This window comes from Nonomuraea sp. N2-4H (genome assembly GCF_045291505.1).
In the GTDB taxonomy this organism is placed as follows: domain Bacteria; phylum Actinomycetota; class Actinomycetes; order Streptosporangiales; family Streptosporangiaceae; genus Nonomuraea; species Nonomuraea fastidiosa.
This window is the reverse complement of the sequence record NZ_CP147987.1, coordinates 3,845,473-3,864,227: the sequence shown is the minus strand read 5'-3', so window position 1 is coordinate 3,864,227 and position 18,755 is coordinate 3,845,473. Positions and strand designations below refer to the sequence as shown.

General features: G+C 73.9%; 16 protein-coding genes. 5 read left to right on the top strand and 11 right to left on the bottom strand.

Going from position 1 to position 18,755, the window contains the following annotated elements:
• Positions 1-3 precede the first annotated feature (3 nt).
• A complete protein-coding gene (locus tag WBK31_RS17950; RefSeq protein ID WP_364052555.1) occupies positions 4-420 on the top strand; it encodes a hypothetical protein in 417 nt (138 codons plus the stop codon).
• 185 nt (positions 421-605) lie between these two features.
• Here the strand turns inward: WBK31_RS17950 and WBK31_RS17945 are convergent, their stop codons facing one another.
• Both WBK31_RS17945 and WBK31_RS17940 read right to left on the bottom strand, forming a co-directional pair.
• Positions 606-1,166 (bottom strand): hypothetical protein, encoded by a 561-nt coding sequence (locus tag WBK31_RS17945; protein WP_406675269.1) that lies wholly within the window; start codon positions 1,164-1,166, stop codon positions 606-608.
• 301 nt (positions 1,167-1,467) lie between these two features.
• Entirely contained in the window at positions 1,468-2,544 is a 1,077-nt protein-coding gene (locus WBK31_RS17940) for a TetR/AcrR family transcriptional regulator (protein ID WP_364052549.1), read from the bottom strand.
• Between the two features lie 180 nt (positions 2,545-2,724).
• Between WBK31_RS17940 and WBK31_RS17935 the strand changes: the two genes are divergently transcribed.
• Positions 2,725-3,906 carry a cytochrome P450 gene (locus WBK31_RS17935; protein ID WP_406675268.1) on the top strand — a complete coding sequence of 394 codons (1,182 nt, stop codon included), beginning with the start codon at positions 2,725-2,727 and terminating at the stop codon, positions 3,904-3,906.
• Between the two features lie 104 nt (positions 3,907-4,010).
• Here WBK31_RS17935 and hutI read toward each other — a convergent pair whose 3' ends face one another.
• Genes hutI through WBK31_RS17910 form a run of 5 tightly spaced genes read right to left on the bottom strand, consistent with a single transcriptional unit; the run spans position 4,011 to position 10,887 of the window.
• The gene (gene hutI / locus WBK31_RS17930; protein WP_364052543.1) at positions 4,011-5,189 is read right to left on the bottom strand and encodes an imidazolonepropionase; all 1,179 of its coding nucleotides are present in this window, start codon (positions 5,187-5,189) and stop codon (positions 4,011-4,013) included.
• Positions 5,190-5,224: 35 nt separating this feature from the next.
• Positions 5,225-6,562, bottom strand: a complete 1,338-nt coding sequence (locus tag WBK31_RS17925) for a formimidoylglutamate deiminase (RefSeq protein WP_406675267.1) — start codon at positions 6,560-6,562, stop codon at positions 5,225-5,227.
• A complete protein-coding gene (locus WBK31_RS17920) occupies positions 6,553-7,776 on the bottom strand; it encodes an allantoate amidohydrolase (RefSeq protein ID WP_364052537.1) in 1,224 nt (407 codons plus the stop codon). The genes WBK31_RS17925 and WBK31_RS17920 overlap by 10 nt, the downstream gene beginning before the upstream one ends.
• Entirely contained in the window at positions 7,776-9,431 is a 1,656-nt protein-coding gene (gene hutU, locus WBK31_RS17915) for a urocanate hydratase (protein ID WP_364052534.1), read from the bottom strand. The genes WBK31_RS17920 and hutU overlap by 1 nt, the downstream gene beginning before the upstream one ends.
• 28 nt (positions 9,432-9,459) lie before the next feature.
• A complete protein-coding gene (locus tag WBK31_RS17910; protein WP_364052531.1) occupies positions 9,460-10,887 on the bottom strand; it encodes a cytosine permease in 1,428 nt (475 codons plus the stop codon).
• Positions 10,888-11,055: 168 nt separating this feature from the next.
• Here WBK31_RS17910 and hutC point away from each other — a divergent pair, with 168 nt between their 5' ends.
• Complete coding sequence (hutC, locus tag WBK31_RS17905; RefSeq protein WP_364052528.1) at positions 11,056-11,844, top strand: histidine utilization repressor; 789 nt, start codon at positions 11,056-11,058, stop codon at positions 11,842-11,844.
• Between the two features lie 2 nt (positions 11,845-11,846).
• Here the strand turns inward: hutC and WBK31_RS17900 are convergent, their stop codons facing one another.
• On the bottom strand, positions 11,847-12,248 hold the full coding sequence (locus WBK31_RS17900) for an NUDIX domain-containing protein (RefSeq protein WP_406675266.1): 402 nt from the start codon (positions 12,246-12,248) through the stop codon (positions 11,847-11,849).
• Between the two features lie 60 nt (positions 12,249-12,308).
• Positions 12,309-13,022: a histidine phosphatase family protein gene (locus WBK31_RS17895; protein ID WP_364052522.1), complete on the bottom strand. Its 714-nt coding sequence runs from the start codon at positions 13,020-13,022 to the stop codon at positions 12,309-12,311.
• A 90-nt stretch (positions 13,023-13,112) separates the two neighbouring features.
• On the opposite strand from WBK31_RS17895, the gene WBK31_RS17890 reads away from it, so the two are divergent.
• Together WBK31_RS17890 and WBK31_RS17885 are read left to right on the top strand one after the other, a co-directional pair.
• The gene (locus WBK31_RS17890; protein ID WP_406675265.1) at positions 13,113-13,862 is read left to right on the top strand and encodes a class I SAM-dependent methyltransferase; all 750 of its coding nucleotides are present in this window, start codon (positions 13,113-13,115) and stop codon (positions 13,860-13,862) included.
• A 291-nt stretch (positions 13,863-14,153) separates the two neighbouring features.
• Complete coding sequence (locus WBK31_RS17885) at positions 14,154-14,981, top strand: putative protein N(5)-glutamine methyltransferase (protein ID WP_406675264.1); 828 nt, start codon at positions 14,154-14,156, stop codon at positions 14,979-14,981.
• A 25-nt stretch (positions 14,982-15,006) separates the two neighbouring features.
• On the opposite strand, the gene WBK31_RS17880 is transcribed toward WBK31_RS17885, so the two are convergent.
• Entirely contained in the window at positions 15,007-17,913 is a 2,907-nt protein-coding gene (locus WBK31_RS17880; protein ID WP_364052513.1) for a pyridoxamine 5'-phosphate oxidase family protein, read from the bottom strand.
• A complete protein-coding gene (locus WBK31_RS17875) occupies positions 17,910-18,659 on the bottom strand; it encodes an HAD-IA family hydrolase (protein ID WP_364052510.1) in 750 nt (249 codons plus the stop codon). The genes WBK31_RS17880 and WBK31_RS17875 overlap by 4 nt, the downstream gene beginning before the upstream one ends.
• Positions 18,660-18,755 lie beyond the last annotated feature (96 nt).

Sequence of the window (18,755 nt, the reverse complement as noted above, 5' to 3'; positions counted from 1 at the left end):
GCGATGAGCGCGAGCGGGTTCACCTCGTCGCCGAAGCTCTCGTTCATCAGGAAGTATCCGGCCGAGCAGGCCGCCGCCAGCAGTCCCGTCGCCAGGCCCAGCCCGTCCAGGCGGATCTCCTGCCATGCCTCCACGACGATCGCCAGGCCGGCGATCGCGACGATCGTGCCCGCGTACGCGGACCGGGGCAGCCGCCGGCGGCGTACCAGCCGGACCCAGGCCACCACGAGCACCGGCGACAGCGACACCAGCAGCAGCGCGATCCCGACCGGCAGCCGGGTCCACACCGCCTCGATCGGCGTCATCCCGGCCGCGACGAGGTACTTCGCCATCGGACCTGAGAACGCGAACCCGCACGCCGACCCGATCGCGAGCGCCGGGCCCGCCCACCGCATGCCGTCACCACCTGCGCTGTCATGACCGTAAAGGATCTTTGATCATGTCAGTACGCCGCTGAGGCCCGCAACGCGATTTCCGCTCGTACGAAGAGCCCGCGGGGCGCACCCAGCGCGGGCGCTTGACGCGAGGGGGCACCCCGTCGCCTCGCGCAGCGACCCGCTGGGGTGTTGAGGCTCGGTCGGGGAGCCCGGTCGGGTGGCCGAGGTTCAGTGGGGCGTACGGCCGGGGCGATCCAGTCCGGCGGCCAGCTCGGCGATGGCGGCGTCGAACTGGCGGCGCAGCACCGCGATGTCGCGCACCCTGCCCGGCTCGTCGGCCCAGCGCGACCAGCGGTCGATCACGACCCGCAGCGCGCTCAGCACGGCCCCCGCGCACACGATCGGATAAACACCCGCCTCATCGAACCTCCCGCCGTCCTGGGCGGTCACCTCGCGCGGGACGGTGCGGGCAGGCGCCGCCTCGGCCTGGGCGCGTGGGGTGATCGCCTCGGTGCGGGCGGAGGCCGCCTGCGTGGGGGTGATGCGTTCGGCGATGGCTTCGGCCAGCGCCTGCTCCTGGGCGGCGAGGACGGCCAGCTCGTACGGCACCAGCGACGGTGTGCTCCTGACCAGCCGGAGCGCGCGGATGTGGTCCCGGCCGGCGGCGTCGCTGTCGTTCATGACCGCGAGCACCGCCTCGCGGAAGGCCGTCAGCACCGGCTCCTCCGGCGGGCGGGCACGGAACCGGGCGATGAGCTGCTCGGCGGCGGCCGACAGGGTCGCCACCACCGCCTCCTCCTTGCTGGAGAAGTAGTTGAAGAAGGTGCGCAGCGCGATGTCTCGGCCGCGCCGGCGATCTGCTCGACGGTGACGTTCTCGACGCCGTGGCGCAGGGAGAGGCGGAGCGCGGCCTCGCTGAGCGCCGCCCGGGTGGCCTGCTTCTTGCGCTCGCCCCGCCCGACGACCGCACCCGCCGCCGGACGCTCACCGCCGCGCAACACCACCTGGCGGACAGGACACCGCGCTCGGCCCCCTCCGCCTGGTACGAACGGTCGCAGCGCGGCTCGGCCGGCAGGACGCCGGTGCGGGGTCAGGTGAGGGGGTGGGTGGCGGCGGTGTGGCAGGCGCCGAAGCCTTCGGCGCGGAGCTCCACGCGGCCCGCCCGCACCCGCAGCGCCACCTCGGTACGGTCGCCGGGCGATGCCACCCCCGCCGCGGCCGCCAGCGCGCCCGTGTCGTCGTGGACCACGCGGAGCCGGGGCCAGGCGGCGCGGGGGAACGCCTGCCGCAGGCACGTGCTCACCTCGGCGACGACCAGCCGCGCCAGGGGCATCAGCTCCTGGGGCGTGCCGGTGACGATGACGGCGGTCACCTCGGCGTCGGGCGGCGCGGCGCGTACGGCCTCCTCGGCGGCCGACAGCCGGTGCAGCCCGAGCACCGCCACCACGCCGTCGCGCTCGGGATGGGCGGGCTCCCCGGTGACCGCGTCGAGCGTCCCTGCCGGCGGCGACCACGGCGTGCCCGGCGACCGTACCTCCGGCACCATGGGCGCCACGAACCAGCGGTCGCCCAGGTCGAGGTCGGCGAGCTGCTCGCACACGCGGATCACGTTGAACGGCTCGACGAACCCGGGCGCGGCGGCCGAGAGCTGCGAGGACCCCTGCAGGACGGTGAGCGCGGCCTCGGCGAGCCGGACCAGCCGCCCGTCAGGTTCGCGGGGCGGCCGCAGCCGCTCCATGGCCAGCCCGAGCAGGATCGCGTTGAGCCGCATGAGCTGCGCGTACGGCTTGCGCGTGGCCTCGTCGGCGAGGATCTCCGGGATCAGGTGCATGCCGAGGCGGCTCGGCTCGCGTTCGCCGTCGCTGACCAGCGGCAGCCGGGTCACCCATGCCCGCGCCACCTCCCCGAGCGCCTCGCGCACGGTCAGCGCGGGTTCTTCCGGCGGCCGTACGGGTGCGCGCTCGGCCAGGTCGGCGAGCACCGCGAAGTAGAGGGCCCGCTTGCCGGGGAAGTTGGAGTAGACCGCGCCCCGGGTCAGCTCGGCCCGGTCGGCGATGGCGTCGATCTTGGCGTCGCGGTAGCCGCGTTCGGCGAACTCCTCCTTGGCCGCCGCCAGCACCTTCGCCCGGTTGCGCTCCTGCGCCTGCGCCCTGGTGAGCCGGACCAACCGCCCTCCTCCGTTTCGTGCCTTCTCAGCAGGCGTCGTCCGTGCCTTCAAGCCGTGGGCTCGAAGACGGTGTCATGCGCCCAAGCACGTTACCGGGCGCTGCAAGCGAGTTGCCGGAGGTCTCAAGCCAAGATACCGTCACCATCCAGATGATGACATCATCCGAAATGGAGGCGACGGATGACCGACGTGCCGGAGATCGACCTGTCCGACGTGGCCGTGCTGCGCGACCTGGCCGCCGCGTACGCCCCGGCCAGGGAGAAGTCCCCCGTGGCGCGGCTGCTGGCACCGGGGCTCGGCCACCTATGGGCCGTCACCCGTTACGAGGAGGCGAGGGCGGCGCTGGCCGATCCGCGCCTGGAGATCAACTCGGGCAGCTTCCTGCGTCCCGGCGTGCCCGAGCACTGCGCCCGCTATATGCGCACGATGTCCGAGATGAACGGTCCCGAGCACACGCGGCTGCGGCGGCTGGTCGCGCCCGCGTTCACGCCGCGTCGGGCCCTGGAGTTCGCGCCGCGCGTCGAGGCCATCGTCGGACGCCTGCTCGGCGAGCTCCAGGAAGGCAAGGCCGACCTGCTCGCCGGCTTCGCCAGGCCGCTGCCCATGGAGGTGATCTGCGAGCTGGTCGGCATCCCCGCCGCCGACCGCCCCGCCTGGCGCGAGTACGGCGCCGCCGTCGCGACCGGTCACGGTGAGGCGTTCGCGAAGGCCATCCCGGCGATCATCGAGGGCGCGAAGGCGGCGATCGCCGAGGCCCGCAGGGCGCCGTCCGCGAACGTGGTCTCCGACCTGGCCCGCATCGCCGGCGAGGACGGCGACCGCCTCTCGGACGACGAGCTGGTGACGATGGTGTGGCTGCTGGTCCTCGCGGGCCAGACCCCCGCGAACCTCATCGCCAACGCCCTGGTCACGCTGTTCCAGCACCCCGATCAGCTCGCCGCGCTGCGCGCCGACCCCGCGCTGATGCCGCGCGCGGTGGAGGAACTGGCCCGCTGGTGCACCCCGCAGATCATGACCGTGCCCAGGTTCGCGGCGGAGGACGTCGAGATCGGCGGCGTGCGCATCCCCAAGGGCGAGCCGGTGACCGTCTCGGTCGTGGCGGCCAACCGGGACCCGCGCGCGTTCGACGACCCGGACAGGTTCGACATCACCAGGGAGCCGGTGCCGCACCTCGGCTTCGGCCACGGGCCGCACTTCTGCGTGGGCGCCGGGCTGGCCCGCGTGGAGGTCGCGGTCGCGCTCGGCGCGCTGCTGCGGCGCTTCCCCGGCATGGAACTCGCGGGCGAGGCGGCGTACCTGCCGGATCCGGGGACGCAGCGGCTCGCGGCGCTGCCGGTGACGCTGGGGGCGGCGCGGCGCTGAGGACCGGCGCGGACGACCTCATCGCCCAGATCGACGTCGGGCTCGGCGGCGACACTACTGCCGGCCCGGCCGGATCACGGCTCGCCCGCCGCGCACCTGGCGCGTCAAACCTGGCGGACGCCGTCGCGCCAGACCGCCCAGACGAGCGGCACGCCCGGCCGGTAGGCCAGGTGGACGTGGCTCGGCGCGTCCAGCAGCACCAGGTCGGCGCGGGCGCCGGGCGACAGCCGCCCGATGTCGTCGCGGCGCAGCGCCCTGGCGCCGCCCAGCGTCGCCGCGACCACCGCCTCGTCCGGCGTCATGCGCATCTCGCGCACGGCCAGCGCCACGCAGAACGGCATCGAGCTGGTGAAGCTCGACCCCGGGTTGCAGTCGGTCGACAGCGCCACCGTGACACCGGCGTCGAGCAGGCGGCGCGCGTCCGGGTACGGCGAGCGGGTGGAGAACTCCGCGCCCGGCAGCAGCGTCGCCACCGTCGAGCCGCTCGCCAGCGCGTCCACGTCGGCGTCGTCGAGATGCGTGCAGTGGTCGGCCGACGCCGCCCCCAGCTCGACCGCCAGCCGTACGCCGGGTCCGGGACCGAGCTGGTTGGCGTGCACGCGCGGCGTCAGACCGGCCCGCAGCCCCGCCTCCAGCACCGCGCGCGACTGGTCGCCGTCGAACGCGCCCCGCTCGCAGAACACGTCCACCCAGCGCGCGTGCGGGGCGCACGCCTTCAGCATCGGCCCGGCGACCAGCTCCACGTACGCGTCGGGGTCGCCGGCGTACTCGGCCGGCACCACGTGGGCGCCCAGGTACGTCACCTCATCGGTGTGACCGGCCGCGATCCGCAGCGAGCGGGCCTCGTCCTCCACCGTGAGCCCGTAACCCGACTTGACCTCGATCGTCGTGGTGCCCTGGCGCAGCGCCTCGGCGACGTACCTGGCGACGTTCGCGTCCAGCTCGGCGTCGCTCGCCGCGCGGGTCGCCGCCACCGTCGTACGGATGCCGCCCGCCGAGTACGGCTGCCCCGACATGCGCGCGTCGAACTCGGCGGTGCGGTCACCGGCGAACACCAGGTGCGCGTGCGAGTCCACGAACCCGGGGATCGCGGCCCGCCCGCCCGCGTCCACCCGCTCGTCAGCGTCGGGCACGCGGGACTCAGGCCCCGCCCAGACGACGCGGCCCTCGTCGAAGACGACGGCGGCGCCGGTGATCGTGCCCAGCTCGGGATCGTTGGTGAGCAGGCTGCCGATCCCGGTGATGGCGACGGACGCGACGGACGCGACGGACGCGACGGACACTGCACGGCTCCTTTCGTTGGGGATGTCGCGGAATGCTACGGGCGGGTGACGCGGGCGATCGCGCGGGACAGCGCGCCGGGCACGTCCGGCACCAGCAGGTGCGCACCGTCGCGGACGACGGGACGGCCGCCGACCACGACGTGCCGGACGTCGGCGGCGGACGCGGCGAACACCGCCGTCTCGGCGCCCAGCTCCGGCGGCGGCCCCGCCGTGCGGACGGAGTCGAGCGCGACCGTGACGAAGTCGGCGGGCGCGCCCGCCTCGATCCGGCCCGCCTCCGGCCAGCCCAGGCTCGCGTGCCCGTCGAGGGTGGCGGCGCGCAGCAGCGCGGCGGCGCTCCACGTGCCGCGGCGCAGCGTGCGCAGCCGCTCGTCCAGCTCCACCGCCCGCGCCTCCTCGAACAGGTCGATCACGGCGTGGCTGTCGCTGCCCAGGCTGATCGGCGACCCGGCGGCGGCCAGGTCGGCGGCCGGGCCGATGCCGTCGGCCAGATCCCGCTCGGTGGTGGGGCACATGCAGACCGTGGTGCCCGAGCCGCCCAGCGTGGCGATGTCGTCGCCGGTCAGGTGGGTGGCGTGCACGGCGGAGGTACGCGGGCCGAGCGCGCCACGGTCGGCCAGCAGCCCGGCCGGGGTGCGGCCGTGCGCGGCCAGGCACGCCTCGTTCTCGGCGGGCTGCTCCGACAGGTGCACGTGCAGCGGCGCGTCGCGCTCGGCCGCCCACCGCGCCACGGTCGCGATCTGCTCGGCGGGCACCGCGCGTACCGAGTGGACCGCCGCGCCGATGCGGGCGTGCGCCCGCTCCTTCAGCTCGCTCGCGCGGGCCGCCCACGCGTCCGCGTCGCCGTCGCTGAAGCGGAGCTGGTGCCGCTCGGGCGGCGCGCCGAACCCCGACGACAGGTAGCAGGTGTCCAGCAGCGTGATCCTGATCCCGGCCTGCGCCGCCGCCTCGATCAGCGCCTCGCCCATGGCGTTGGGGTCGCCGTACGGCGTGCCGCCGGGGGCGTGGTGCAGGTAGTGGAACTCGCCGACGCAGGTGATCCCGGCCAGCGCCATCTCCGCGTAGACGGCCCTGGCCAGCTCCAGGTACGCGTCGGGGTCGAGCCGCCCGGCGACCTCGTACATGGTCTCCCGCCAGGTCCAGAACGTGCCGGAGCCGCGCTGCGCGATGCCGCGCAGCGCGCGGTGGAAGGCGTGCGAGTGCGCGTTCGCCAGGCCGGGCAGCGTCAGCCCGCGCAGCACCTCGGCCCCGGGCGGGGGAGCGGCGAGGCCCGTACGGACGCCGCAGACGCGCCCGCCGGACACTTCGATCACCACCCCTGAGGCGACCGCGCCCCCGACCCAGGCGTGCTCGGCGAAGAACGTCACCGGCATGCCAGCCCCTCCAGCACGTCGGCCAGCGCCTCCACCCCGGCCACGCAGTCGTCCTCGCGAGCGTGCTCGGCGGGGGAGTGGGACACCCCGGTCGGGTTGCGGACGAACAGCATCGCCGTCGGCACCTTCGCCGCCAGGATGCCCGCGTCGTGCCCGGCGCCCGTGGGCAGCACCGGCACCTCGTACGCGCGGCGCGCGGCCAGCAGCCGCACCAGTTCGTCACGGAGCGCGGGCGCGAAGTCCACGACCGGCGTGAACGACTCGCGCTCCAGCCCGACCTCCACACCCTCGCGGGCGGCGTGCTCGCGCGCCGCCTCCTCGATGCCGGAGAGCAGCCCGGCGAGCGCGTCCTCGTCGGCGGCCCGCGCGTCCAGCCAGGCCCGCACCAGGCTCGGCACCGCGTTCACGCCGTTCGGCTCGACCAGCAGCTTGCCGAACGTGGCCCGCGCGCCCGCCGCCGCGGCCCGCTCGCGGGCGGCCAGCGCGGTCGCGGCGTAGGCGAGCATCGGGTCGCGACGGTCCTGCATGCGGGTGGTGCCCGCGTGGTTGGCCTCGCCGCGGAAGTCGAAGCGCCACCGCCCGTGCGGCCAGATCGCCGACGCCACGCCCACCGGCGAGCCGGTATCGGCGAGGTAGCGGCCCTGCTCGACGTGCAGCTCCACGAACACGCCGACGCGGGCCAGCCGCTCGTCGTCGGGGCCGATCGCCTCCGGGTCGTAGCCGGCACGCTCCATCGCCTGCGCCAGCGTCACCCCGTCGGCGTCGCGCAGCGCGGCCGCCCGCTCCGGCGTGAGCTGACCGGCCGTCAGCCGCGAACCCGCACAGGCCACCCCGAACCGGGCGCCCTCCTCGTCGCCGAAGTTCACCACCGCGACAGGACGCGACGGGCGGGCGCCGCGCGCCGCCAGCTCGTCCAGCGCGGCGAACGCCGACACCACGCCGAGCGGCCCGTCGAACGCGCCGCCGTCCGGCACCGAGTCCAGATGCGACCCGGTCACCACGGCGTCGCCCGCCGCCGGATCGCCCAGCCAGGCCCACTGGTTGCCGTTGCGGTCGGTCTCGACCGCGAGGCCGCGCGCCTGCGCCTGCTCGCGGAACCAGGCGCGGCACTCGGCGTCCGCGCCGGTCCAGGCGAAGCGCCGGTAGCCGCCGGAGCCGGCGTGCCGGCCCACCGGCAGCAGCTCCGCCCACATCTCCTGGAACGACGACGGCATCAGGACTCCTTCATCGGCACCCGCACGCCGGTGCGGCGGGCGACCTCCTCGGCCTCCTCGTACCCGGCGTCCACGTGCCGGATCACGCCCATCCCCGGGTCATTGGTGAGCACCCGCCGGATCTTCTCCCCGGCCAGCGCGGTGCCGTCGGCCACCGTCACCTGCCCGGCGTGGATGGACCGGCCGATGCCGACGCCGCCGCCGTGGTGGATCGACACCCACGACGCGCCGGAGGCCACGTTCACCATGGCGTTGAGCAGCGGCCAGTCCGCGATCGCGTCGGACCCGTCGCGCATGCCCTCGGTCTCCCGGTACGGCGAGGCCACCGACCCGCAGTCGAGGTGGTCGCGGCCGATCACGATCGGCGCGCGCAGCTCGCCCGAGGCCACCATGTCGTTGAAGCGCTCGCCCGCCCGGTCCCGCTCGCCGTAGCCGAGCCAGCAGATCCGCGCCGGCAGGCCCTGGAAGTGCACCTTCTCACCGGCCATGCGGATCCAGCGGGCCAGCGGCTCGTTCTCCGGGAACAGCTCCAGGATCGCCCGGTCGGTCGCCGCGATGTCGGCCGGGTCGCCCGACAGCGCCGCCCACCGGAACGGGCCCTTGCCCTCGCAGAACAGCGGCCTGATGTAGGCGGGCACGAACCCGGGGAAGTCGAAGGCCCGGTCGTAACCGGCCAGCTTCGCCTCGCCCCTGATCGAGTTGCCGTAGTCGAACACCTCGGCGCCGGCGTCCTGGAAGCCGACCATCGCCTCGACGTGCCGCGCCATCGACGCGCGCGCCCGCTCGGTGAAGCCGGCCGGGTCCTTGTCCCGCTCGGCCGCCATGTCCTCGAACGCCACCCCGAGCGGCAGGTACGCCAGCGGGTCGTGCGCGCTCGTCTGGTCGGTCACCACGTCGATCGGCGCGCCCTCGGCCAGCATGCGCGGCACCACGTCGGCGGCGTTGCCGAGCAGCCCGATCGACAGCGGCCTGCGCGCGTCCCTGGCCTCGGTCGCCAGGCGCAGCGCGTGCGCCAGGTCGTCGGCCTGGACGTCCAGGTAGCCGTGGTCGAGGCGGCGCTGGATGCGCGACGGGTCGCACTCCACGCAGATCGCGACGCCGCCGTTCATGGTGACGGCCAGCGGCTGCGCGCCGCCCATGCCGCCGAGCCCGGCGGTCAGCGTGATCGTGCCGGCGAGCGACCCGCCGAACCGCTTGGCCGCCACCGCGGCGAACGTCTCGTAGGTGCCCTGCAGGATGCCCTGCGTGCCGATGTAGATCCACGAACCCGCGGTCATCTGGCCGTACATGGTCAGGCCCGCCGCCTCGAGACGGCGGAACTCCTCCCACGTCGCCCAGTCACCGACCAGGTTCGAGTTCGCGATCAGCACGCGCGGCGCCCACTCGTGCGTCGTCATCACGCCGACCGGGCGGCCCGACTGCACCAGCATCGTCTCGTCGGACTTCAGCGTGCGCAGCGTCCGCACGATCGCGTCGAAGGAACGCCAGTCACGGGCGGCGCGGCCGGTCCCGCCGTACACGACCAGGTCGTCGGGGTGCTCGGCCACCTCGGGGTCGAGGTTGTTCTGCAGCATCCGCAGCGCGGCCTCCTGCTGCCAGCCCAGGGCCGTCAGCTCGGTGCCGCGGGCGGCCCTGACCGGGCGTGCGCCTTCCATGATGCTTCCTCTCTGTCTGTCGGCTGTGTCAGCGAGCCTGTACGGGCTCGGAGGACGGATAGATCATTTCCACGGGCGGCTTCGAGGTACGCCTGGCCCACGGGTAGTACAGCGCGGCGGTGGCCACCAGGCCGACGATCCACGAGATGTCGGCGCCGCCGAGCAGCTCGGTGATCGGGCCCGTGTACAGCTTCTGCGCGAGGAACGGGATCTGGATCACCACGCCGAAGGCGTAGCTGACCAGCGCGGTCATGTTCCAGCGGCCGTAGCGTCCCGCCGGGTCGTACAGGGCGGGGATGTCCACCCGCTCCTTGGAGATCAGGTAGTAGTCGGTGAGGTTGATCGCGCTCCACGGCGTGAACACCATCAGCAGCGCGAGCACGAAGTTCTTGAAGTTGTCCAGGAAGTCCGCGCTGGCCAGCAGCGCCACCGCGATCGAGACCGCGGTGAAGCCCACGATGTACAGGGCGCGGACCACGGGGGAGACGCGCGAGCGGCCGTTGAACGCGGTCACCGTCGTCAGCAGGCACATGAAGCCGCCGTAGGCGTTGAGCGTGTTGACGGTCAGCTTGCCCACCACGATCACGATGTAGATGAGCAGCGCGATGGCGGCGGGCCCGGCCAGCTCGCCGACGAACCCGACCTGGTCGCCGACGAACACCGCGCCCGAGACGGCCGCGATCAGCGCGCCCAGCGACATCGCCCACTGCGAGCCGATCACGCTGCCGAGGAACGTGCCCCAGAACGTGGCCCGCTCGCTGGTGCTGCGCGGCAGGTAGCGCGAGTAGTCGGCGACGTACGGGCCGAACGTCAGCTGCCAGGCCGCGCCCAGCCCCACGGCCAGCAGGAACGTCGGTACCTCGAACGGCTTGGCGCCGATGACGGCGCCCACGTCGTACGTGGTGAACACCTTGACCAGCAGGTAGCCGAGGCCGGCGATGCCGACCACGGTCGCGATCCTGCCGACGCTGTGGATGAGCCGGTAGCCGGTCACCGCGACGATCGCCGTCAGCACGCCGAACAGCAGGATGCCCGCGGTCGTCGGCAGGTGCAGGACCCGGGCGAGCGCCTGCCCGGCCAGCACGCTGCCGGTGGCGGCGAAGCCCAGGTACATCAGCACGACGAGGACGAGCGGCAGGACCGCGCCGAGCACGCCGAACTGCGCCCTGCTGGAGATCATCTGGGGCAGGCCGAGCCGCGGCCCCTGTGCGGAGTGCAGCGCCATCACCGCGCCGCCGAGCACGTTGCCGATCAGCAGGGCGATGATCGCCCAGAGGGCGTCGGCGCCGAACACGACGGCGAGCGCGCCGTCCACGATCGCCGTGATCTGCATGTTCGCGCCGAACCAGAGAGTGAATTGGCTGCGCGGCGTGCCGTGCCGCTCGGCGTCCGGGATCACGTCGATCGTCCGGCGCTCCACGGCTGGAGCCGCGCCCAGGGTTTGGTGGTCTTTCATGGCGGTCCGCCTCTCGCGCGTCACGCGCCCTGGGGGATACGGGGGGTCGAGGGGAAATGTACAGTCCTGTATATACAGATCGCTACCCTGGGAGGGAAGATAAACTTCGGTCATCGGTCACGGAGATCTCTCCGCCCGCTGTCCCCCGACCCGAGGATCCGCCGCGACATGGTGCCCATCTCGGTGGTCGAGTCCGAGCTCGCCGCCCAGTTCCAGCAGCTCGGACCCGCGTCGGCGCCCGCGTACGAGCGGGTCAAGAAGGTCATCGCGGCCGGCGTGCGCTCCGGCCGCTGGGCCCACGGCCAGCAGCTTCCCTCCGAGCACCAGCTCGTCAGCGCGCTCGGCCTGTCCCGCATGACCATCAACCGCGCCCTGCGCGAGCTCATGCACGAAGGGCTCATCGAGCGCAGGGCGGGCGTCGGCACGTTCGTCGCCGTGCCCAAGGCCGCCTCCGCACTGCTCCAGGTCAGGAACATCGCCGACGACATCCGCCGCCACGGCCACCGCCACCGCACCGAGGTGGTCTTCGTGCGCGAGGAGTCGTCGGAGGACGCCGACCCCGAGCTGCGCGACGCCGCCGGGCCGGTCCTCTACCGCTCGCTCATCGTGCACTTCGAGGAGGACACCCCGATCCAGCTCGAAGACCGCCTGGTCAACCCGGCCGCCGTGCCCGGCTACCTGGAGCGCGACTTCACCCGGCAGACCCCCCACGCCTACCTCAACGAGGTCGCCCCGCTCACCAGGGGCGAGCACATCGTCGAGGCCGTGCTCGCCGACGCCGCCGAACGCCGGCTGCTGCGCATCGGCCGCTACGAGCCGTGCCTGCTCGTACGCCGCCGCACCTGGTCAGGCGATGTGCTGGTGAGCGTGGCCCGGCTGCTCCACCCCGGCTCGCGGCACCGCCTCGAGGGCTCCTTCGGGGCCGACTGGTCGCTCGGCCACGCCGTCGATCGCTGACCTCAGCGGGTCGCCTCGATGAGGGCGCGGTGCGACGGGATCAGTCCTTCCGGCAGGTCGCCGGGGTCGCACCAGCGGGCCTCGAGGATCTCCATCGAGTTCAGCCGCAGGGTGCCGCCGCCTTCGTACACGGCCGCGTACGCGACCTCCATCCTGAGCCGGAACCCGCTCCTGAGCTGCACCAGCTCGCCCACCCGCACCTCGAGCCCGGTCTCCTCGCGCACCTCGCGCGCGACCGTCTCCTCGAACGTCTCCCCGCGCTTCGCGCCGCCCGTGGGCAGTCCCCACGGGCGATTCTCCCCCAGAACCGGTGCCGCAGCAGCAGCACCCTGCCCTCGCGGTCGCGCACCACCCCGGTCACCCCGACCATGAACTTGTCCTGCGTCAGGTAGAGCAGCCGCCACTGCACCGACCCGCGCAGGCTCCGCCACAGCCGCGCGATCAGTCTCTTCACCCGGGTCCTCTCAGGTGGGCAGCGATGCGGTGGTGGTGAAGGTGGGGGCGAGGTGCGCGGTGTCGTTGAACCTGCGCAGGATCCACCGCTTCTCGGTCAGCACCAGGTGCGACACCGAGGCGTTGTCCACCCCCAGGAACGCGAACGGCCGCGACCCGCTCGCCGCCGCCAGCGCCTCCGCGATCACGCCGCCGTGGGTCACCACCACGATGCGCTGGTCGGGGTGGGCGCCGGCCAGCTTCTCCAGCGCCTTGCGCACCCGGGCCGAGAAGGCCGCCGCGGGCTCCGCGCCCGGGATCACGTCCCAGCGCTCCTCCGCCGACATCCTGCGGGCCAGCGGATGGCCCTCGGCCACCATGCGGCGCAGCAGCCCGCCCTCCCACTCGCCCAGATGCACCTCGCGCAGCTCCGGCTCCACCACCGGCGTCAGGCCCAGGCGGGCGGCCAGCGGCGCGGCCGTCTCGGAGGTGCGGCGCAGCGTGCTCACGTAGATCGCGTCGATCGGCTCGGCGGCCAGCCGCAGCGCCACCCGCTCGGCCTGCTCGCGGCCCTCCGGCGCCAGAGCGGGATCGCCCTGCCCGTCGACCAGGGGGAACGGCCGGTCGGGGCGGGCCGGCTCCGACTCGCCGTGCCGCACCAGCAGCACCTCGGTCGCGCCCGGCGGCGTACGGAACCGGTGTTGCCGGTACTCGACCGGCTCGTCGCGCTCACTCCTCACAGTCACCGGACCTTATCCCTTTCCCGCGCCCCCGTCATGATCGTCTCGTACGTGCGTGATTGAATCGGCGATCGCCCGGCCACGAAAGGGGAGCGCATGGCGGTGGACAGGAAGCGAAGCGTGATCTTCGGCGAGGCCGTCGAGCAGTACGAGGCCGCCAGGCCCGGCTACGCCGAGCGGCTCGTCACCGACGTCCTGGACTACGCCCCCTCAGGACCCGTGCTGGAGGTCGGCGCGGGGACGGGCAAGGCCACCGCCGGCTTCGCCGCCCGCGTGAGCGACCTGACCTGCGTCGAACCCGACCCGAGGATGGCGGCGGCGCTCACCGCCAAGTGCCCCGGCGTGCGGGTGGTGAGCGGGACCTTCGAGGAGTACGTACCGGATCGGCCCTTCGCCCTGCTCTACTCCGCGCAGGCCTGGCACTGGGTGGACCACGACCTGCGCTGGGACCTCGCCTGCGCGGCGCTCGCCCCCTCCGGGGCGCTCGCGCTGTTCTGGAGCCACTACGTGCCCGCCGACCCCGAGCTGCACGCCGCCCTCGTCCGGCTCGCCCACCGCTACGGCGTCACCAGCCAGAGCCTCCACCAGGACGAGGGCGACCGCGCCGCGGAGGCCCATCGGCTGCTGGCCGCCGATCCCCGCTTCACCGGCCTCGACCGGCGCCGCTACACCTGGACCGAGCGCTACGACACCGCCCGCTTCGTCACCTTGGCCGGCACCCTGTCCGCGTACCGCATCCTCGCGCCGGACGTGCGGGAGCGGGTACTGGGGGAGATGGGTGCGCTGGTGGGCGACGGCCTCGACATGACCTTCACCACCGACCTCGTCCTCGCCCGCCGCACCTGACCGCCTGTCCGGTCCCGCACCTGACCGCCTGCCCGCTCCCGGACCTGACCGCCTGCCCGGTCCCGCGCTCTGCTCCGGCCCGGATTCGCCGCCCCGCGCCCGGTCGCGGGGCGGCCAGAAGCGCTCTGGTACTGTGACGTCCGCAGACGTGATCGTTAGATCTCCGGGTTCGTCCCGGGGAGGTGAGACCCATCACCGCCGTGTCAGGCCGGGTGCTCCCTTCCAGCGACCGTGCGGCCCACCGGGACTAGGTGACCGCGGGAGCGCCCGACGGCATCCCGAAAGGCTCCCATGCCAGTCTCCTCCTCGTCCCTCCCGAACGAACGCATCGTCGCCAGGCTGCGTGCCGCGGGATGCGTCTTCGCCGAGGACGAAGCCGCGCTGCTCGTCTCCACCGCCGCCACCGGCGCGGCACTCGCCGCCATGCTCGAACGCCGGGTCGCGGGCGAGCCCCTGGAACACGTCCTCGGGTGGGCGTCGTTCTGCGGGCTGCGCATCCACGTCGAGCCGGGCGTGTTCGTCCCCCGTCCCCGTACCGAGTTCCTCATCGGACGCGCCGTCGCCCTGGCCCGCGAGGTGCCGGGCAGGCCGGTGATCCTCGACATGTGCTGCGGCACCGGCGCGATGGGCGCCGCCATCACCGCCGCCCTCGCGGGCACGGTGGAGGGGCCGACCGGGCGGGTGGAGCTGCACGCGGCCGATCTCGACCCCGCCGCCGTGCGCTGCGCCCGCCGCAACCTGCCCGGCGCGTGCGTCTACCAGGGCGACCTGTACGACCCCCTGCCCCCGTCACTGCGCGGCCGGGTGGACATCCTCATCGCCAGCCCGCCGTACGTCCCCTCGGAATCCCTCGCCCTCCTGCCCCCTGAGGCCCGGCTGCACGAGCCCCGCTCCGCCCTGGACGGCGGCGCGGACGGGCTGGACGTCGTACGCCGGGTGATCGACGGCGCCCCCTCCTGGCTGGCCCCCGGCGGGCGCCTGCTCGTGGAGACGAGCCGCGACCAGGCGGCGGCCACGGCCGCGGCGGTGTCGGCGGCGGGCCTGCTCGCCAGGGTCGCCACGTCGGAAGAGTTCGACGCCACCGCCGTCATCGGCACCCTCCGCCGCCCCACCTCCTGATCTTCCTCGGGAGCGGGACGCGGCGTCAGATGCCGTGGATGCGGCGGCCGGTGACGTGCTGGGGCGTGATGCGGATGTAGAGCGGCCGGTCGCCGCCCGCCCACGGCGTGACGCCCGTACGGGCCAGCTCGGGCGTGTCCTCAGGCGGCATGTGGTGCGCCGGCCCCTGGATCAGCACGCTCCACCCCTCCCTGGCGGCCTCGTCGATGTGGTCGATCTGGAACGCGATGACGATGTCCACGCCTTCGAGCCCCGTACGCAGGTCCTGGTCCATGGGCCCGCCCGTGGCGGTGCGGAAGACGATGGCCCCGTCGTGCAGCTTGTAGTTGACGGGCAGCACGGTCGGCCCGTGCGAGCCGTTGAACGCGACCCGCCCGATGCCGCCGGGCGCGATGAGCCGCAGCGACTCGGCCTCGTCCAGCGTCTCCAGGGTCGGGTGCGCGGTGGCGGGGCCGCGCCCGGGCGGCCGGTCCTGCCCGCCGCCGAGCAGCTCGTCCACCGTGGTCTGCAGCGCGTCGGCGAGCCGGTAGAGCACGCCGCCGTCGGGCGTGTCGGCGTGCTCTTCGAGGTATTCGAGATACCCCGGCGACATGCCGGCGCGCTCGGCGACCTGCTCGCGGGTCAGGCCGAGGCGTTCGCGGTGGTGGATGATGCGTCGTCCGAGGTCGCCGGTGCCGGACATGATGGCGTCTCCTAGCGTGAAGGTGCGGCACGCGGTCCCGTTCACGCGTGCCTCGTGGTGGTCGGCGTCGATGAACAGCCGCCGGCCCCGGTAGCAGACGGGCATGGACACCTGGCCGAGCCGGCCGGGCAGCAGCGGGTCGAGGTACAGCCCGTCGCGGTGCGGCTCCAGCCCGAGGTAGCAACGTTGCAGCAGGTCGAGGGTGCCGCCCATGGCGCCCAGGTGGATGCCTTCCGCGGTGGTGCCGCCCTGGACGTCATTGAGGTCGCTCTGCAGCGCCTCGATGAAGAACTCCCACGACCGTTCCCTGTCGAGACGGGCCAGCGCCCAGGCGTGCACGACGGCGCTGAGCGTGGAGCCGTGGCTGGTGCGCCTCAGGTAGTACGCGATCGTGCGGGGGATGAGGCCGTCGTCCACCTGGTAGCCGAGGTGCTGGAGCAGCCCGGTCAGCTCGTCGGCGGTCAGCAGGTAGCAGAGCATCAGCGTGTCGGCCTGTTTGGACGCCTTGTAGCGGTTGACGTCGTCGCCTTCGGCCTCCAGCGCCCGGTCCAGCCGGCGCACGCCCCGGTAGCGGCTCCAGTCCAGCTCGTCGAGGCCGGCGTAGCCGGTGAACTGGCTGATGACGCCGTCGTGGAAGTCGACCCGCAGCCGGCCGCCGACGTCCTCCCAGCGGGCGAGCTCCCCGGGGCGCAGCACGATGTCGGGGCAGATGACGGTGGTCTCCTGGGCGCGGTGCATCAGCCAGGCGGTCATCACGTTGGTGTAGGCGTTGTTGTCCAGTCCTGGCCGCTTGGCGCCCGGGCAGAACTCGTGGTACTCGTCGGGCCCCATGACGCCGCGGATCTCGTAGCGGCCGTCCACCTCGGTGGCGAGCGAGGCGAAGAACCTGGTGATCTCCAGCAGCAGCTCGGCGCACCAGGGCGGCATCGAGCCGGTGGCCAGGTAGTGCTGCCACACGTTGTAGGCGACGGCCAGGCCGACGTGCCGCTGCAATCGCGAGTGGTCGGGCAGCCAGCGGCCCGAGCTGGGGTTGAGGTGCAGGGTCTGGGTCTCCTCGCGGCCGTCGCTGCCGCTCTGCCAGGGGAACATGGCGCCGTCGAGCCCGGACTGCCGGGCGGCGTCCCTGGCCTCGGGCAGCCGCCGCCACCGGTAGCGCAGCAGCCCTTCGGACACCTCGGGGAGGCGCAGGCCGAGCCAGGGCTGCACGAACAGCTCGTCCCAGAACACGTGCCCCCGGTACGCCTCCCCGTGCAGCCCGCGCGCGGGCACCCCGGCGTCGAGGTCGGCGGTGTGCGGGGAGAGCGTCTGCAGCAAGTGGAAGATGTTCACGTGGACGAGCCGCGACAGTTCGGGGCCGTCCACGTCGACCTTGGCCCGGCTCCACAGCCGCCGCCACGCGGCCATGTGGCGGGCCAGCAGCTCGGGGAAGAACGGCGCCCTGCGCACGTGCCGCAGCGCCGACGAGCGGGGGTCGTGGCAGGCGTGGTCGCGCGACGACGTCAGCGCCACGGTCTTGACCAGCCGGACCGGCCGCCCCTCCGGCAGATCCAGGACGTGGTCGGAGCCGATGTGGTCGCGCGCGAGCACCGGCCGCGCCGGCGGGCCCGTCTCGGCGTCGATCCTGGCGGCCAGCGCCACGGTGATCCGCGACGAGCGGGTGACGGCCGTCAGCCAGGCGAGGTGGTCCTCAGAGCCGGTCTCGTGGCAGGTCAGGTGGTCGCCGCGCAGGTCGCGGTAGCGGGCCACGCCCTCGTTGGCGACCCGTCCCTCCAGGGCGGCCCGCACCCGCAGCGGTCCCGACCAGTTCTCGGCGGTGAACGTGTTCTCCTGCGCCGCGAGGTACGGGTCGTCCATCGACACCAGGCGGCGCTGGCGTACGAGGGTGACGCGGCCGTCATCGTCGCGCCAGCGCAGCTCCCGCAGCAGCACGCCGCGCCGCATGTCCAGCTCGTGCCGGTAGAGCAGGAGATCGGCCGTCTGCGGCCGGAACCAGTCGCCGCCGGGCGTGGCGAACCACAGCGGCAGCCAGTCGGGCAGGTTGACCATGTCCTCGTTGGTGACGCTGTGTCCGGCCACGAGCGAGTCGATCCTGTCGTAACACCCCGCCAGATACGTGCCCGGCGTGCGCGGCTCGCCGTCGGGCGTCGCGCCGCGCGTGGCGAAGCGGCCGTTGCCCAGCGTGCACAGCGCCTCGCGCAGCCCCTCGCTCTCGGGGTCGAACCCCTCGTACGTCAGCGTCCAGGCGCTCATCGCCGGCCCACCGGCACCCGCCCCGCGACGTCGGCCTCCGCCAGGTCGGACACCACCGCGTCGGCCCCGGCGGCGAGCAGCGCGGCGGCCCGCGTACCCGTCCTGTCCACCGCGACGATCCGCCCGAACCCGCCCCTGCGGGCCGCCTCGACGCCCGGCACCGCGTCCTCGACCACGCCCACCGCCAGGGGCGGCAGGCCGAGCCGCCGCGCGGCCTCCAGGAACAGCGCCGGATCCGGCTTGCCCGGCGCGCCGAGCCTGGCCGCGTCCGTGCCGTCCACCAGCACGTCGAACAGGTGCAGCACGCCCGCGGACGCCACCATCGCCCGGCAGTGCCTGCTCGCCGACACCACCGCGGTGCGGCAGCCGCGCCGCCGCAGGTCGTGCAGCAGCTCGACCGTCGAGGGGAACGCGGCCACGCCATGCTGTTCGATCTCGCTGACGAACAGCTCGTCCTTGGCCCGGCCGAGCCCGTGCACGGTCGGCGCGCCCGGCTCGTCGTCCGGCCCGCCCTCGGGCAGCGAGATGCCGCGCGAGGCCAGGAACGTGCGCACGCCGTCGAGCCGCGGCCGCCCGTCCACGTAAGCCAGGTAGTCGCCGGGCACGTCGAACGGCGCGGAGCGGCCGCGCAGGAAGCCGTCGAACACGTGCTTCCACGCCGCCGCGTGCACCCGGGCGGTGTCGGTGACCACGCCGTCGGTGTCGAAGACGACGGCCCGCAGGCCGGTCAGGTCGAAGGTGGTCATGCCGGGACGCTACCCGCGCAGGCCCGCCTCAGCCATGGACCTTGGACCTCACCTGGCGGGACCTTCGCAGGCCGCGGACGCGAACCACCACCGCCC

Bases quoted from the DNA above. Each gene is read 5' to 3' on its own strand.
- WBK31_RS17950 (WP_364052555.1), top strand. From the start codon at position 4: ATGAGCGCGAGCGGGTTCACCTCGTCGCCGAAGCTCTCGTTCATCAGG.
- WBK31_RS17935 (WP_406675268.1), top strand. From the start codon at position 2,725: ATGACCGACGTGCCGGAGATCGACCTGTCCGACGTGGCCGTGCTGCGC.
- WBK31_RS17925 (WP_406675267.1), bottom strand. From the start codon at position 6,562: ATGCCGGTGACGTTCTTCGCCGAGCACGCCTGGGTCGGGGGCGCGGTC.
- WBK31_RS17920 (WP_364052537.1), bottom strand. From the start codon at position 7,776: ATGCCGTCGTCGTTCCAGGAGATGTGGGCGGAGCTGCTGCCGGTGGGC.
- hutU (WP_364052534.1), bottom strand. From the start codon at position 9,431: ATGGAAGGCGCACGCCCGGTCAGGGCCGCCCGCGGCACCGAGCTGACG.
- WBK31_RS17910 (WP_364052531.1), bottom strand. From the start codon at position 10,887: ATGAAAGACCACCAAACCCTGGGCGCGGCTCCAGCCGTGGAGCGCCGG.
- hutC (WP_364052528.1), top strand. From the start codon at position 11,056: ATGGTGCCCATCTCGGTGGTCGAGTCCGAGCTCGCCGCCCAGTTCCAG.
- WBK31_RS17890 (WP_406675265.1), top strand. From the start codon at position 13,113: ATGGCGGTGGACAGGAAGCGAAGCGTGATCTTCGGCGAGGCCGTCGAG.
- WBK31_RS17885 (WP_406675264.1), top strand. From the start codon at position 14,154: ATGCCAGTCTCCTCCTCGTCCCTCCCGAACGAACGCATCGTCGCCAGG.
- WBK31_RS17880 (WP_364052513.1), bottom strand. From the start codon at position 17,913: ATGAGCGCCTGGACGCTGACGTACGAGGGGTTCGACCCCGAGAGCGAG.
- WBK31_RS17875 (WP_364052510.1), bottom strand. From the start codon at position 18,659: ATGACCACCTTCGACCTGACCGGCCTGCGGGCCGTCGTCTTCGACACC.